A 12,864-nucleotide genomic window follows, 5' to 3' on the forward strand; every position below is an offset into this window, starting at 1 on the left:
TCGAGCACGATGCGGATCTTGTCCTCAGCCGAGAAATGGCGACGGGTTGCACGCCGGATGTCCTTCACCACCCGCTCGGCAGGGGCCTTCTTGGGGGGCGATTTCTTCAAGGAGGGTTGGGTCTTCATCTTCGTTCCTTCGTCACTACGACGAAGCCCCAACCCTCCTTAAATCACAACCTCAAATCTGTGCCATTGGTGCTGACGGGGGACAGTTCCCCTCTTTGTGCGCACCGTTTCTTCACGATGGCCTTATGTCTGTGAGGGGCGTTGATTAGTTGAGGCGCAAAAGTCAGAATGCATCATTTGTGGCAATGGAGCGCCCACGATGCTCGATTTCGGAGTTCGCCCACTTCTTGATGCGCTTTCATCCGAGGTGCGGGCCGAGGTCATGGCGTTGAGTTCGCGGCGCACCTGTGCCGATGGGCAACTCATCCAGCAGGCGGGCGATATTCATTCGGCGCTTTTCATCATCGAACAGGGGGCGGTCCGAATGTGCCAGAGCGCGCCGGATGGGGTGGAGATCACGATCATCATCCTCGGCGCAGGCCAAAGCTTCGGAGACCTGACCCTCCTGGAGGACAAGCCACGTGCCTTCGATGCCTCGGCCATTGGCAAAACCCAGCTCCTTGAATTGCGGCGTTCGGCATTCGATGCCTTGTGGGAGAAATACCCCTCATTCGGGAAGACTATGCTGAGCCTATCGGCACAGCGGCTGCACATCACGCTAAGCCTGCTGGACGATATGCGCCGGCTCGATCTCAACGAACGTTGTGCCAAATTGCTCCTTGAAATGACGACCCGCGAAGGCCGCCCAGCGACGCAGGTCGATCAGGCGACACTTTCACAAGTCCTTGGGGTCTCGCGCGTGTCGATTGGTCGCGCGCTAGGGTTCCTGAAAGCCCAAGGACTCATCAATACAGGCTATGGTGAGGTCGAGGTCATCGACCCACAGGCCCTTAACGCCTGGCTCACTTCGCGCATCGGTTACGGCTTGGAACATCTCAAAAACCCTCAAACTTAGCATTCCAAGTTCTGGGTCTGGCCTATTCTTGGGGTCAGGAGGATACCCATGCGCACACTTGCTCTTGCCACTATCGCCGCAGCGGCTCACATCGCCGCCCCTTCAATTGCCGCGCAGCCACCCGCGCCCTCAACGCAAGCCGTGCAGCCGTCCATCCCCGGCCCGCGCACCTGCTTCTGGGCGCGCGGTCCGCACAGCGCCGACCCCTACATCAACATCGCCTACCCGGACGCGAACGTGTTCTATTGGGCGGCAGCCTTCACAGTTCCGAAGGGTGCCGAACTTTCGTTTGAGGGGCGCTTCCCACATTCGCGCTACATGTCTTTCATCAGCTATGACGAGCGTGGCCGCCCGATCGAATCCCTTGCTGACTACCTGATCGCGCCGCGCGGAAAGGGCGACGTCAATCCTTACGTGGCGGGCAATCGCCGCGATTCAGCAAAGCGCGATTATTCGGTGCGTGTTCTGCTTGATGCTCCCACGACGCAGCGTGCGATTGGCGAACGGGGCGAGCCTGAAAGCGTGAATGCGCTCCATGCGCCGCCTTATGCCGGCGGTCAGCAAATGGTGCTTTACCGTATCTACCTGCCCGATGATGCGACCGGTCCCGCCGGCGGGGTGTCGCTGCCCGAAGCGGTGCTCACTTTGGCTGATGGCAGCAAGCTAAAGGGCGAGGCTGCTTGCAATGCGCTCCAGACGACGCAGAGGTTAGCCCTCACACCGGATGCGGTCGGTGTCCCCCCGTTCGTCTATCGTGAACTGGTGAAGCAGGAAGGTCGGCCCGATACCTGGCCGGCACAAAACCCGGCCCAGTGGTTCATCCAACTCGACCGGGAGAGCCTGCTGGGAATCTATACCGGACAGATCAACGATGACGCCCGTCGCAGCGAAGGGGGCTTCTATCCAAATCTCGATAACCATTACATCCGCACGGTGGTAAACCGCAAGCACGGCCCGATCTTCTTCGTAAGAGGGAAGGCTCCAACAACTCCCAACACATTCGGCGGCGATGCAGAAATGGGCGATGGTGAGCTGCGCTACTGGTCGGTCTGCTCGAACCAAGGTATTTCCAACACACGGGTCAACGATTGTCTGTTCGACGAGGAAATCCCGGTCGATGCCGACGGAAACTGGATGGTGATGGTCAGCCGCGCGGAAGACCGGCCCCGAAACGCCCGCCCGGAATGCGGCATCGGCTGGCTTCCGATGGCCCCCGATGGCGACGGCCTTATTGATGAGGATGTGACCATCGTGCAGATCCGCCACATGCTCACCGCACCCGATTTCGCCCGGTCGATCCAGCGGGTCGAGCGGCAGGCAGACCTTCAGGAGACGATGGGGCCCTACTTGCCCCGCAGCGGCTATTTGTTGACCAACCAAGCCGAAAGCTTCTTCCCTTGCTTCGCGGGATTGGAGGGTTGACCAAGATTGCCCCGGGAATGCCGGTCGAAATGGCAGGCTTTCCTGGGGCTGTTGCGTTCTATGCTGGCCGCAAGGTGGGCGGCGGCACGGCAGCAAACCAACCAGCTACGGTCATGAGCCGGGCTGGGCCTCGATCTCGAAAGCTGCATGGCGGCTTTCGGCGGAAGCAGACGTTCATTGTTCTGACGGGAATGGCTGGGTCTGGGTCGAGAGTGGCTTATCTTCATGGCGTGACTTAGCGGCTGCTTTGGATCTCTCGCTGCCCGACTAGCCATTCAACAACTTTCCCAAATGCAGCCATCCATCCAACTTTCTCAGCCCTCTGCTACCTGAGCTGCGCTCGAACGCGCCAAGCTGTGCCTCGCTCACCGGTCGACAATCTGCTTTCAAGATCGTTCAACCCCAAGTTGCCTTTTGGCGAAAGTCGCAGAACCGCTAGTAGGCCTAGCCCACGCAGCGGAATTGCGAAGACCCCCTCCCCCGGGGAAGAGGTCGAACAGCCGCTTCCGAGAGCTGAAATCAAACCGCAGTTTTCCGTACGCGTTCCGTACGAAGCCAAGGGCAATTCGATAAGTCTCTGAAAGATTGGTGCACCCGACAGGATTCGAACCTGTGACCTCTGCCTTCGGAGGGCAGCGCTCTATCCAGCTGAGCTACGGGTGCCTGGTGCCGTGCGTGGGGCGACAGCATCGTGTGCGGCGCGGCGCTTAGCAAGTGCGCTCGCGCTGCGCCACATAATTTGTCTTGCGGGCGTCTCTGGCCCGGATGGCCACGCCGAACTGGCGCGCTGCGGGCGGGGGCGGCTTAACCAATCGGCAAGGAGCCGCCCCTAGCCTCTTGCGCATGGCAAGCTTTCCGCCCGAACCGATTCTTTCCGAGCAGGTGCCCGATCAGGCCCCGGCGCAGCTTGCCGGAGTAAGCCTCCGGTGCGACCCGCCTACGCTGGTCGAGCAATGGCGGTCGCTGCACGCGCAGGCCGCCCGTCTGGGCGCGCTGGCGCAGATTGCCCCCGAGGCCGGAAATGCGCCATTCGCCCGTCTGATCGCCGAATCGCGTGACTGGCAGCGGGTGCTGGTGGCGCAGGGGCTTGCGGATATCGACGCGATGCTCGTCCCGGGTCTTTCCGCGTTGGCGACGCTGACGGCGCGGGGACAGGATGCCACCACCCCGGCGCTGGCCTTGTGGCGTGAATTCCATGCCGCGCGGGGCAGCGTGCTGGCGGCTCTCGGACAGTCGCAAACGGACTGATCCCGCCTTGCCGTGTGGCTTGCGGCTCTTGACTGCGTTCGTCATATGTTCCAGCGGGGTGCAATGGCTGCCTCTGCTTCCCACCCACTTGATTCGCCCGCAGCTTCGGCCTTGACCGCCAGCGACGTCGCGCGCGGGATTGCCCGGCTGTTTGCGCGCAACGATATCTGGTGCCTTGGCGAAGTGCCGATCCGCAATGGTCGCCGCGCTGATCTGATGGGGATCGATGCCCGCGGACAGGTCGTGATCGTCGAGATCAAGGTCGCCCGTGCCGATCTGTTGGGTGATGCCAAATGGCCCGATTATCTCGATTTTTGCGACCGCTTCTTCTGGGGCGTGCCGCCGGGGCTCGACCGTGCGCCGCTTGAGAGCGAGGCCTATCGTCCCGATAGCTGCGGCGTGATCGTGGCCGATGGCTATGATGCCGAGATCCTGCGCCCGGCTGCGCTTGCCCCGCTGGCGCCGGCGCGGCGCAAGGCGCAGGTCGAACAGCTGGCGCGGATCGCGATGCGGCGACACACCGCGCTGATCGATCCGCAATGCGCGGCGCCGGATACGCTGGCCTGACGCGCGCGGCGATTGCTGCAGCATTTGAGCCAGCATTTGAGCCAGCAATTGAGACTGTCGCGGCGCGGCGATTTGCGCCATATCATCGGGTGCGATGCTTCCGCCCGACCTTCCCGTTCCGCTTGCCCTGCTGATCGTCAGCCTTGCGGTTACCGTGATCGTGGCGCTGCGTTACATGGCCGCAAGCGGACTGTTCGCGCTGGCGACCGCGCGGATGCGGCCCGGGCTTTACGCCGGACGCGGCAATCAGATCGCGCGCGAGATCCGCTGGTCGCTGCTTTCCGCTGCGATCTACGGCGCGCCTGCCGGCATCGTGCTGTGGGGTTGGCGGCATCATGACTGGTCGCTGATCACCGCCGATTTTGCGGCGCTGCCGTTGTGGTATCATCCGCTTTCGGTGCTGATCTACCTCGCTGTGCAGGACACCTGTTTTTACTGGAGCCACCGCTGGATGCACCGCCCCCGGTGGTTCCGCATCGCCCATGCCGTCCATCACGAAAGCCGCCCGCCGACCGCGTGGACCGCGATGAGCTTTCATCCGATCGAGGCGATGACCGGGGCGATCGTGGTGCCGGTGCTGGTGTTTTTCGTGCCGATCCACCTTGCCATGCTGGGTCTGGTGCTGACCATCGCCACGGTGATGGGCGTGACCAATCACATGGGCTGGGAAATCTTTCCGCGCTGGCTTGTTCATTCGCGGTTGGGGGACTGGCTGATAACGGCCAGCCATCACGAGCGGCATCATGAGGAATACAAATGCAATTTCGGGCTCTATTTCCGCGTCTGGGACAGGCTGTGCGGCACGGACAAGGGGTTGTCGCGGCGGATCGTGGCCGAGGCCGGGCGCGCGCGCGAAGCCGCCCTGTCATGAAGCGGGCCGGGCTGGCACTTGCTGGCGCTGCCGCCACGCTGGGCGCGGCGCCCGCGCTGGCGGGCGAGGTGGTGATCACTGTCACCGATCTCAGATCGACCAAGGGTGTGGTGCGCGCCTGCATGACCACGCGCGAGGATATCTTCCCCAAATGCATCAAGGACCCCGGATCGCATCGCACCGTGGTGCCCGCGGGCGACAAGATCGAGATCCGCTTTACCGGGGTGAAACCGGGCAACTACGCGATCGCGCTGCTGCATGATGAAAATGACAACGGCAAGGCTGACCGGGCGATGGGGATGATGCCCAAGGAAGGCTATGGTTTCTCGCGCGATGCCCCGGTCAGGATGGCACCGCCCAAATTCCGGGACGCGGTGTTTGCCCAGGACGAAGGCACCAACCGGCTGACCATCAGGATGCGCTATTTCCTCTAGACCGCAGGGAAGCGGGCGCAACAAGGCCACAACCGCCTTGGCGACTTAACGTGATGTTTACCACACCGCGCCAGAACAGCCTTCGTAACTGTTCACGAAGGGGCGGAATTAAGCCATGGACACTCTGCGCGGCCCGTTTGATTCCGATGAGCCTGCCGACACGGCAGGATTGGCGTCGGATCGGGGCTGGGATGCGACCGAGGACGACAGTCCCCAGTCCGCATCGCACCACGACCTTCCGCCCGAAACAATCGGCCAGGACGAGCGCCGCATGCAGGTGCGCGCCTATAATCACTGGGCGGGCCTGCTGGGTGAGCGGATGTTCCCGCCGATCGATGATCTCGATCCCGCCAACCTGCCCGATTTCGGCCCCTTTGGCGTCCTGCTGGATTTCACTTCCGGAATCGAGAATCCGGCGGTGCAGTTTCTTGGTGACCGGCTGGCGCAGGAATGCGGCGGCCATGGCGCGATCACGCGCCTTTCGGATGTGCCGCCGCGTTCGCTGCTGAGCCGCATTACCGATCATTACATGCAGATTCTCGCCAATCAGGCGCCGATCGGATTCGAGGCCGAATTCGTCAACCAGCGCGGGGCTGAGATCCTTTATCGCGGCATTCTTCTGCCGTTTTCGAGCAATGATGAAACGATCGACTTCATCTATGGCGTGATCAACTGGAAGGAAATGGCCGACCAGCTGATGGCGGATGAACTTCTGCTGGAAATTGATCAGGCGCTTGAGCTGGACGAAGCGCTGGAAGTGGCCGACGAGCCGCAGCGCCGTGCTGCTGATCCTGTCACCGACTGGGCGGATTCGCCCGCGCACGAGGCCGATGATGGCGGGCCCGACGATCAGGGGCCCAACGATCAGGGGGCCGACGATCAGGAGGCCGACTATCATGGGCTTGGCGATCAGGGGCTTGGCGTTGACCCGGATGCCGTGTCCGCCGCACCCCAGGTCGCAGACAGCGATCTGCCGCTCCCCGACTTCGGCCAATATGCGCTCGATGATGTCGAGGACGAAGACTATGACGAGGACGAGGGCGAGGAAGACAACGCCGGCTACAGCTTCGCCTCGCTGGCCGATTATGTCGAGGCGCCATCCAAGAAGGCGATCGACCCGGCTTCGCTGCCCTATGATCCGGATGCGCCAAGCGATTTCGATGCGCCCTACGCGGTGGATCATGCCGAAAGCTTCGATGCCGCCAGCCATGATGAGCCCGCCATGCTTGCCGATCACCTGCCCGAGGATGCCGGGCTTTACGATTGGCTCGCCGCCGCGCGCGAACTCGCCCACACTGCGGATGTCACCGAGGACCGCAGCCGCAGCGCGCTGTATCTGGCGGTCAGCCGCGCCTATGATTTCTCGCTCGCCGCGCGCGAAGCGCCCGAGGATTACGCCGAACTGATCGCCGAAAGCGGCCTTGCCGTGCAAGACCGTGCGCCGATGACCCCCGTGGTCAAGCTCGTGTTCGGGCATGATTACGACAAGACCCGCCTGACCGAATATGCTGCTGTGCTGAACCATGCCCACCGGATCGGGCTGGAACGCGGCAGCCTGTCGCGCTTTCTGGGCGAGGCCGAAGGTGGGTTGAAGGGCGTGGTCAAGGCCGAGCGCCGCCTGCGCCGCGAAGAACAGGGCAAGGCAATCGCGGAAGAACACGGCCTGCGTGCCGGGCTGGCGAAAAAGCTGCGCGCATTGGAAGCGCTCTCGCTTGAGGCGCTGGCCGGGGAAGGGCCTGAATTCGCGCTGGTAATGGTGCGCCGCGATGCTGCTGGCAATGTGGCAGTGCTGGGCGAACTGCGCGAGGATGTGCCGCAGCTGGAACGCGCCGCCAAGAAGCTGATCGGTTAGGCCCCGGACGAGGCAACCCGCCCGCCCGCTTCAGTTTGAGTTCATGCGGAATCGCGGTAGAGGTGGTGCAATGCGCGGCCTCCGCTCCCTTATTGCCAATGCGCTTGCGCTGCTGGCCTGCTCGCTGATCATTTTGCAGCCGGTGGCGGCGCAATCGATCCTGCGCGATGCCGAGACCGAGGCCTTGCTCAACGACATGGCCGCCCCGCTGGTCGAGGCGAGCGAACTGGAACCCGGCAATGTCGAGCTGGTTCTGATCAATGACGGGTCGATCAACGCCTTCGTCGCGGGCGGGCAGGCGATCTATGTCCATGCCGGGCTGATCAACGCCGCCGATACCGCCAACGAGGTGCAGGGCGTGCTTGCGCACGAACTGGGCCATATCACCGCCGGTCACGTGGTCCGCTTCGGGGAACGCACGAAGGCCGCGAACGGCATCACCATCCTGTCGCTGCTGCTGGGTGTCGGCGCAGCGCTGGCCGGGGCGGGCGATGCGGCGATGGGTGCGATCATGGCGGGCCAGCAGGCGGCGATGGGCAGCTTTCTGGCGTTCAACCGCGATCAGGAAGCCTCCACCGACCTTGCCGGGGCGCGGTATCTTTCGGGCGCGGGGATTTCGGGCCGCGGGATGATCACCTTCTTCGAAAAGCTGCGCAATTTCGAGATCCGCCGGGGCTACAGCCAGGCGGACGATGCGGCCTATGGTCGCACCCACCCGCTTTCGGGCGACCGCGTCCAGACGCTGCGCTTGCTGCTGCAGGAAGACCTGGCATGGGACGCGCCGGATGATGCCGCGCTGCAGGAACGGTTCGTGCGCGCCAAGGCCAAGCTTTACGGCTTTCTTGCCGAACCGCGCCGGACACTGGCGTTTTTCCCGCCCAGCGATACCAGCATTCCGGCACGCTATGCCCGCGCCTATGCCTATCACAAGGACGCGCGGGTCGATCTGGCGCTGGCAGAGGCCGATGCGTTGCTCGCTGCCGAGCCGGACAATCCCTATTTCCTCGAACTCAAGGGGCAGGTGCTGCTCGAATCCGGGCGGCCCGACGATGCGCTCCAGCCGCTGCGCCGCGCGACCGAACTGAGCCGTGCGCACCCGTTGATCGCCGGGATTTTCGGCCATGCGCTGATCGCGACCGAGGACGAGGCCAATTTCTCCGAGGCCGAACGCGTGCTGCGCGCTGCTGTGGCGCGCGATCGCTACAATCCCTTCGCGTGGTACCAGCTTGGCGTGGTCTATGCCGAGCGCGGCGATATCCCGCGCGCACGGCTCGCCAGCGCTGAACAGCTGGTGATGAACCGCCGCTATCCCGAGGCGCTGCAGAATGCGCGCGCGGCAGAGGCGGGGCTGCCCTATGGATCGCCCGACTGGATTCGCGCACAGGATGTTGCGCTTGAGGCGCGCGCGCAACTGGAACGTCTGCGCGACCGGCGCTAGGCTGCAGTCCCACCTGCCGATTGTCACGGAACCATCATGTCTTCATCCCCCAGCGAACCTGTGCCTTCCGCCCTGCGCCACACCCTGTTGACCGCATTAACCGCGCTGGTGTTCGGTTTTCTCGGGGCGGCGATCTGGTCCTATGCGGGGCTGGCCGACAACCGCACCCGCGCTTTCCTGCTCGATAATCCCGACATGCTGCCGCAGATGGTCGCCGCCTATGAGGCGCAGGAGGCGGAAAAACGGCTGGCGGCGATGGGCGATGATGTGTTCGCGCCCTTCCCCGGCGTGGTGCTGGGCAATCCGCAGGGGTCGAAGGTGCTGGTCGAATTCACCGATTATAACTGCCCCTATTGCGAGGCGAGCCTTGCCGATGTCACCCGGCTGGTGGCCGAAGACCCCGATTTGAAGGTGGTGATCCGCGAATGGCCGATCTTCGAAGGCAGCGATTCGGCCTCGCGCATGGCGCTCGCCGCCGGATTGCAGGGCAAGTATGATGCCTTTCACAAGGCGATGTTCAAGCTTGGCGATGTCCGCGCCGCTGCCGCCGAGGCCGGGCTGGACATGGCCCGCGCCGATGCCGATGCCGGGTCCGATGCAGTTTCCGCCGAGATCGCCAGCAATCTCGACCTTGCCCGCGCGCTGGGCTTTACCGGCACCCCGGCATGGATCGCGGGGCGCAAGCCGATCGGCGGGGCGGTGGGTTATGAACGGCTCAAGGCCGCGCTTGATGGAGACAGCGCGGGATGATGCGTCCGGGCTGGCGGCTGCGCTGGTCTGGTGGGATGCTGGCCATGGTGCTGGCTGTGGTGCTGGCCGCACCGCTGGGTGCGACACCGCCGCTGCCGACAATCGATTACGTGGCCGAACGCGCGGCGATTGGCCGCTATCAGGATGCCGATCAGCGCCTGCAGGATATCGGCTGGCGGCTGGCGCAGGGCAATGCCGGCTTCTGCCCGCGGGCGATCCCTGCGATCGGGCTGCAATTGCAGGACATGGCGAGTTACGGCGCGCCCGAAATTGCCCGCTCCGCGATCGGCCTCAAACGCGATTTCGCGGTGCAGACCGCCGCCCGCGGATCGCCCGCGGCGCTTTCCGGCGTCTTCACCCGCAACCGTGAAATCGTGGCTCTGGAACGGTTCGATCCCAATCAATGGCCCGCCGAACCCGGGAGAATGAACTGGCACCGGCTGGTCTGGGCGCATGACCACATCGACGCGATGCTGACCGAACATGGCGGCATCGCGGTTGGCTTTGCCGATGGCGCAGTTGCGCGCGTTATTCCGGTGGAGGTCTGCGCCACCCGGTTCGAACTGATGGGGGATGGCGGCAAGGCGGTTGCCGATGGGCAGCGCGTGGTGATCGGGATCGATTTCCCCGCCTTCGCCTACCCCGAGGAAGACGTCTTTGCCGCTGTCGTCGCGCATGAACTGGCGCATAATGTCCTTGAACATGACGCGTGGCTCGACCGCAACGGCCGCCGCCGCCGCCACGTCCGCCTGACCGAGCGCGAGGCTGACCGGCTGATGCCATGGCTGCTTGCCAATGCGGGCTATGATCCGGCTGCGGCGGCGACCTTCATGACCCGCTGGGGATCGCGCCACGATGCCGGAATCCTGATGATCCGCAGCCATGATGGCTGGGACGAGCGCGCTGAATTCATCGCCGCCGAATTGCCGCTGATCGCGCAGGCGATGGCGCGCGAGGGACGGGCCGACTGGACCGCCCATTTCCGGCGCGAGATCGACCCTGCCAGGGGGCTTGGCAAAACGGGCCGGGAATGATCCTTGCGCCAAGCCGTGGCGGGCCAGCGACGGCGCAAGCGAATTGCGGTGCGGGCTTTGGCAAAATCGGGTAGGGCAGGCGGGTTATGGCCGTGATCCAGATCCAGCCGGCGCCGTTCTTTGCCAGCAAGAACCGGGCGTTCTGGAACCTCCAGTTGGCGGGCTGGAGCGGTGCGTTCATTTTCCGTGCGGTGGTCGCTTTGGCCAATGGCCAGCCGCTTGATCTGCTGGCGCTGGTGCTGGTCACCACCATCACCGGTTTTTCGATCACCCTCGTGCTGTCGGTGATCTACCGCAAGCTGATCCAGCAGCAGCCCCTGGTGACCTGGGGCATGACCGCGCTGGTGCTGATGCTGGCGGTGTTCGTGCATGCATCGATCGACGCCTGGGTGCACGGCGTCTATTATGCAAGCAGCCGCGAGACGACTTTTGCCCAGCGCTTTATCGGCCTGTCCTTCATCCCGCTGGCGCTGCTGGCAGGGTGGAGCGCGCTGTATTACGCGATCAATTTCTTCCTTACCGTGGAACGGCAGGCTGATCGGCTTGAACGGCTGGAAGCGCAGGCCACCGCTGCGCAGCTTGCGATGCTGCGGTACCAGCTCAACCCGCATTTCCTGTTCAACACGCTGAATTCGATCAGCACGCTGGTGCTGCTGAAACAGACCGAGCCGGCCAATGCCATGCTTACGCGGCTGTCGGGTTTCCTGCGGCACACGCTGATCGCCGAGCCGGGCAGTCAGGTGACACTGGCGCAGGAGATCGAGACGCTTCAGCTCTATCTCGATATCGAACGGATGCGGTTCGAGGAACGCCTGCGCACCCATTTCGAGATTGATGACGCCGCGCTGGGCGCACAATTGCCTTCGATGCTGCTGCAACCGCTGGTCGAGAACGCAATCAAATATGCCGTCAGCCCGCAGGAAGAAGGCGCGCGTATTTCCTTGACCGCGCGCGTGATCGGTGACCGCTTGCGTCTGACGGTCGAGGATACCGGGCCGGGGCTGGATGAGCCGCTATTGTTCGACCGGATCGATGCGGCTGCCTCGCGCGCCGAAATGCGCGCCGGCCATGCGCCCGGACGCCCGGTTTCCACGGGCGTCGGCCTTGCCAATATCCGCAACCGGCTGATGCAGGCTTACGGCGATGCGCACCTGTTCGAAACCCGGTCCGAACCCGGCGGGGGTTTCACCGTGCTGATCGAGATCCCATATAGCCGTGCAAGCGAACCCGAATTCCAGGTGCCTGCCGCACCTGCCCCCAAGGGTGATGCCGCGCCCGCTGGCGCAAAGGTCATCCCCCTTTCCCCCCCGCAACGAACCTCCGGAACATCCGCATGACCATCAGAACCATCCTCGTCGACGACGAGAAACTCGCCATCCAGGGCCTGCAATTGCGGCTTCAGCCGTTTGACGATGTCGAGATCATCGATACCTGCGCCAACGGGCGCGAGGCGATCCGCAAGATCAAGACCGAAAAGCCCGATCTGGTGTTCCTCGACATCCAGATGCCGGGGTTTGACGGTTTTTCGGTGGTGAAAGGCGTGATGGATATCGAACCGCCGCTGTTCGTGTTCGTCACCGCCTATGAAGAACATGCGATCCGCGCGTTCGAGGCCAATGCGGTCAATTACCTGATGAAGCCGGTCGACGAACAGAAACTGGCCGACACCATCGAACGCGTGCGCCAGCGCCTTGCCGAGAAGAAATCGGCCGAGGATGCCGAACAATTGCTCGACGTGCTCAACGAGATCGCGCCCGATCGCGCCGCCGATTTCGCCGAGACCACCACCGTCGTGGCCGAAAGCGCTGAACGGTTCGAAAAGCTGATCAACGTCAAGGATCGCGGGCAGATCTTCCGCGTGGAAGTGGATTCGATCGAGCACATCGAGGCCGCGGGCGATTACATGATCATCTCCACCGGCGACAATTCGCTGGTGCTGCGCGAAACGATGAAGGACCTTGAGCGCCGGCTTGACCCGCGCAAGTTCCAGCGCGTGCACCGCTCGACCATCGTCAATCTCGATCTGGTGCGGCAGGTGCGCCCGCACACCAATGGCGAATGCTTTCTGGTGCTGGAAAGCGGCGCCGAGGTGAAGGTTTCGCGCTCCTATCGGGACGTCGTGGCGCGGTTCGTGCATTGATGTGTGGGGGGCGCCGCCGCGCCCCCGTCCTCGGCGCTGTTCCTCCGCTACGCTCCGGGCGCCTGCGGGCGGCCAGTCGGCCTTG

General features: G+C 63.6%; 12 protein-coding genes and 1 tRNA gene. 12 read left to right on the plus strand and 1 reads right to left on the minus strand.

Annotated elements, in window-relative coordinates; genetic code table 11:
- The first annotated feature begins 327 nt into the window (after positions 1-327).
- Together BUA05_RS13190 and BUA05_RS13195 are read left to right on the plus strand one after the other, a co-directional pair.
- Positions 328-1,023: a Crp/Fnr family transcriptional regulator gene (locus BUA05_RS13190; RefSeq protein WP_072675490.1), complete on the plus strand. Its 696-nt coding sequence runs from the start codon at positions 328-330 to the stop codon at positions 1,021-1,023.
- A gap of 48 nt (positions 1,024-1,071) precedes the next feature.
- Positions 1,072-2,445 carry a hypothetical protein gene (locus BUA05_RS13195; protein ID WP_072675491.1) on the plus strand — a complete coding sequence of 458 codons (1,374 nt, stop codon included), beginning with the start codon at positions 1,072-1,074 and terminating at the stop codon, positions 2,443-2,445.
- Positions 2,446-3,031: 586 nt separating this feature from the next.
- Here BUA05_RS13195 and BUA05_RS13200 read toward each other — a convergent pair.
- A tRNA-Arg gene (locus BUA05_RS13200) sits at positions 3,032-3,108 on the minus strand.
- Between the two features lie 180 nt (positions 3,109-3,288).
- On the opposite strand from BUA05_RS13200, the gene BUA05_RS13205 reads away from it, so the two are divergent.
- The 10 genes from BUA05_RS13205 to BUA05_RS13250 all read left to right on the plus strand — a co-directional run bounded on the left by BUA05_RS13205 (position 3,289) and on the right by BUA05_RS13250 (position 12,779).
- On the plus strand, positions 3,289-3,693 hold the full coding sequence (locus tag BUA05_RS13205; protein WP_072675492.1) for a hypothetical protein: 405 nt from the start codon (positions 3,289-3,291) through the stop codon (positions 3,691-3,693).
- Between the two features lie 63 nt (positions 3,694-3,756).
- A complete protein-coding gene (locus BUA05_RS13210; RefSeq protein ID WP_072675564.1) occupies positions 3,757-4,260 on the plus strand; it encodes an MmcB family DNA repair protein in 504 nt (167 codons plus the stop codon).
- A 94-nt stretch (positions 4,261-4,354) separates the two neighbouring features.
- Positions 4,355-5,131: a sterol desaturase family protein gene (locus BUA05_RS13215; RefSeq protein ID WP_072675493.1), complete on the plus strand. Its 777-nt coding sequence runs from the start codon at positions 4,355-4,357 to the stop codon at positions 5,129-5,131.
- A complete protein-coding gene (locus BUA05_RS13220; protein WP_072675494.1) occupies positions 5,128-5,565 on the plus strand; it encodes a DUF2141 domain-containing protein in 438 nt (145 codons plus the stop codon). Before BUA05_RS13215 ends, BUA05_RS13220 begins: the two co-directional genes overlap by 4 nt.
- A 115-nt stretch (positions 5,566-5,680) precedes the next feature.
- Positions 5,681-7,417, plus strand: a complete 1,737-nt coding sequence (locus tag BUA05_RS13225; RefSeq protein ID WP_072675495.1) for a PAS domain-containing protein — start codon at positions 5,681-5,683, stop codon at positions 7,415-7,417.
- 70 nt (positions 7,418-7,487) lie between these two features.
- A complete protein-coding gene (locus BUA05_RS13230) occupies positions 7,488-8,855 on the plus strand; it encodes a M48 family metalloprotease (RefSeq protein WP_072675496.1) in 1,368 nt (455 codons plus the stop codon).
- Between the two features lie 36 nt (positions 8,856-8,891).
- The gene (locus BUA05_RS13235) at positions 8,892-9,605 is read left to right on the plus strand and encodes a DsbA family protein (RefSeq protein ID WP_072675497.1); all 714 of its coding nucleotides are present in this window, start codon (positions 8,892-8,894) and stop codon (positions 9,603-9,605) included.
- Positions 9,602-10,639, plus strand: a complete 1,038-nt coding sequence (locus tag BUA05_RS13240; protein WP_245790202.1) for a M48 family metalloprotease — start codon at positions 9,602-9,604, stop codon at positions 10,637-10,639. Before BUA05_RS13235 ends, BUA05_RS13240 begins: the two co-directional genes overlap by 4 nt.
- 86 nt (positions 10,640-10,725) lie before the next feature.
- Entirely contained in the window at positions 10,726-11,976 is a 1,251-nt protein-coding gene (locus tag BUA05_RS13245) for a sensor histidine kinase (protein WP_072675498.1), read from the plus strand.
- Positions 11,973-12,779: a LytR/AlgR family response regulator transcription factor gene (locus tag BUA05_RS13250; RefSeq protein WP_072675499.1), complete on the plus strand. Its 807-nt coding sequence runs from the start codon at positions 11,973-11,975 to the stop codon at positions 12,777-12,779. The genes BUA05_RS13245 and BUA05_RS13250 overlap by 4 nt, the downstream gene beginning before the upstream one ends.
- Positions 12,780-12,864 lie beyond the last annotated feature (85 nt).

The sequence above is a fragment of the Erythrobacter sanguineus genome, from assembly GCF_900143235.1.
Classification (GTDB): domain Bacteria; phylum Pseudomonadota; class Alphaproteobacteria; order Sphingomonadales; family Sphingomonadaceae; genus Erythrobacter; species Erythrobacter sanguineus.

What these genes read in the sequence shown, in the direction of transcription:
- BUA05_RS13190 (WP_072675490.1), top strand. Translation starts at nt 328, where the DNA reads ATGCTCGATTTCGGAGTTCGCCCACTTCTTGATGCGCTTTCATCCGAG.
- BUA05_RS13230 (WP_072675496.1), top strand. Translation starts at nt 7,488, where the DNA reads ATGCGCGGCCTCCGCTCCCTTATTGCCAATGCGCTTGCGCTGCTGGCC.
- BUA05_RS13245 (WP_072675498.1), top strand. Translation starts at nt 10,726, where the DNA reads ATGGCCGTGATCCAGATCCAGCCGGCGCCGTTCTTTGCCAGCAAGAAC.
- BUA05_RS13215 (WP_072675493.1), top strand. Translation starts at nt 4,355, where the DNA reads ATGCTTCCGCCCGACCTTCCCGTTCCGCTTGCCCTGCTGATCGTCAGC.
- BUA05_RS13220 (WP_072675494.1), top strand. Translation starts at nt 5,128, where the DNA reads ATGAAGCGGGCCGGGCTGGCACTTGCTGGCGCTGCCGCCACGCTGGGC.
- BUA05_RS13250 (WP_072675499.1), top strand. Translation starts at nt 11,973, where the DNA reads ATGACCATCAGAACCATCCTCGTCGACGACGAGAAACTCGCCATCCAG.
- BUA05_RS13225 (WP_072675495.1), top strand. Translation starts at nt 5,681, where the DNA reads ATGGACACTCTGCGCGGCCCGTTTGATTCCGATGAGCCTGCCGACACG.
- BUA05_RS13195 (WP_072675491.1), top strand. Translation starts at nt 1,072, where the DNA reads ATGCGCACACTTGCTCTTGCCACTATCGCCGCAGCGGCTCACATCGCC.
- BUA05_RS13210 (WP_072675564.1), top strand. Translation starts at nt 3,757, where the DNA reads ATGGCTGCCTCTGCTTCCCACCCACTTGATTCGCCCGCAGCTTCGGCC.
- BUA05_RS13205 (WP_072675492.1), top strand. Translation starts at nt 3,289, where the DNA reads ATGGCAAGCTTTCCGCCCGAACCGATTCTTTCCGAGCAGGTGCCCGAT.
- BUA05_RS13235 (WP_072675497.1), top strand. Translation starts at nt 8,892, where the DNA reads ATGTCTTCATCCCCCAGCGAACCTGTGCCTTCCGCCCTGCGCCACACC.
- BUA05_RS13240 (WP_245790202.1), top strand. Translation starts at nt 9,602, where the DNA reads ATGATGCGTCCGGGCTGGCGGCTGCGCTGGTCTGGTGGGATGCTGGCC.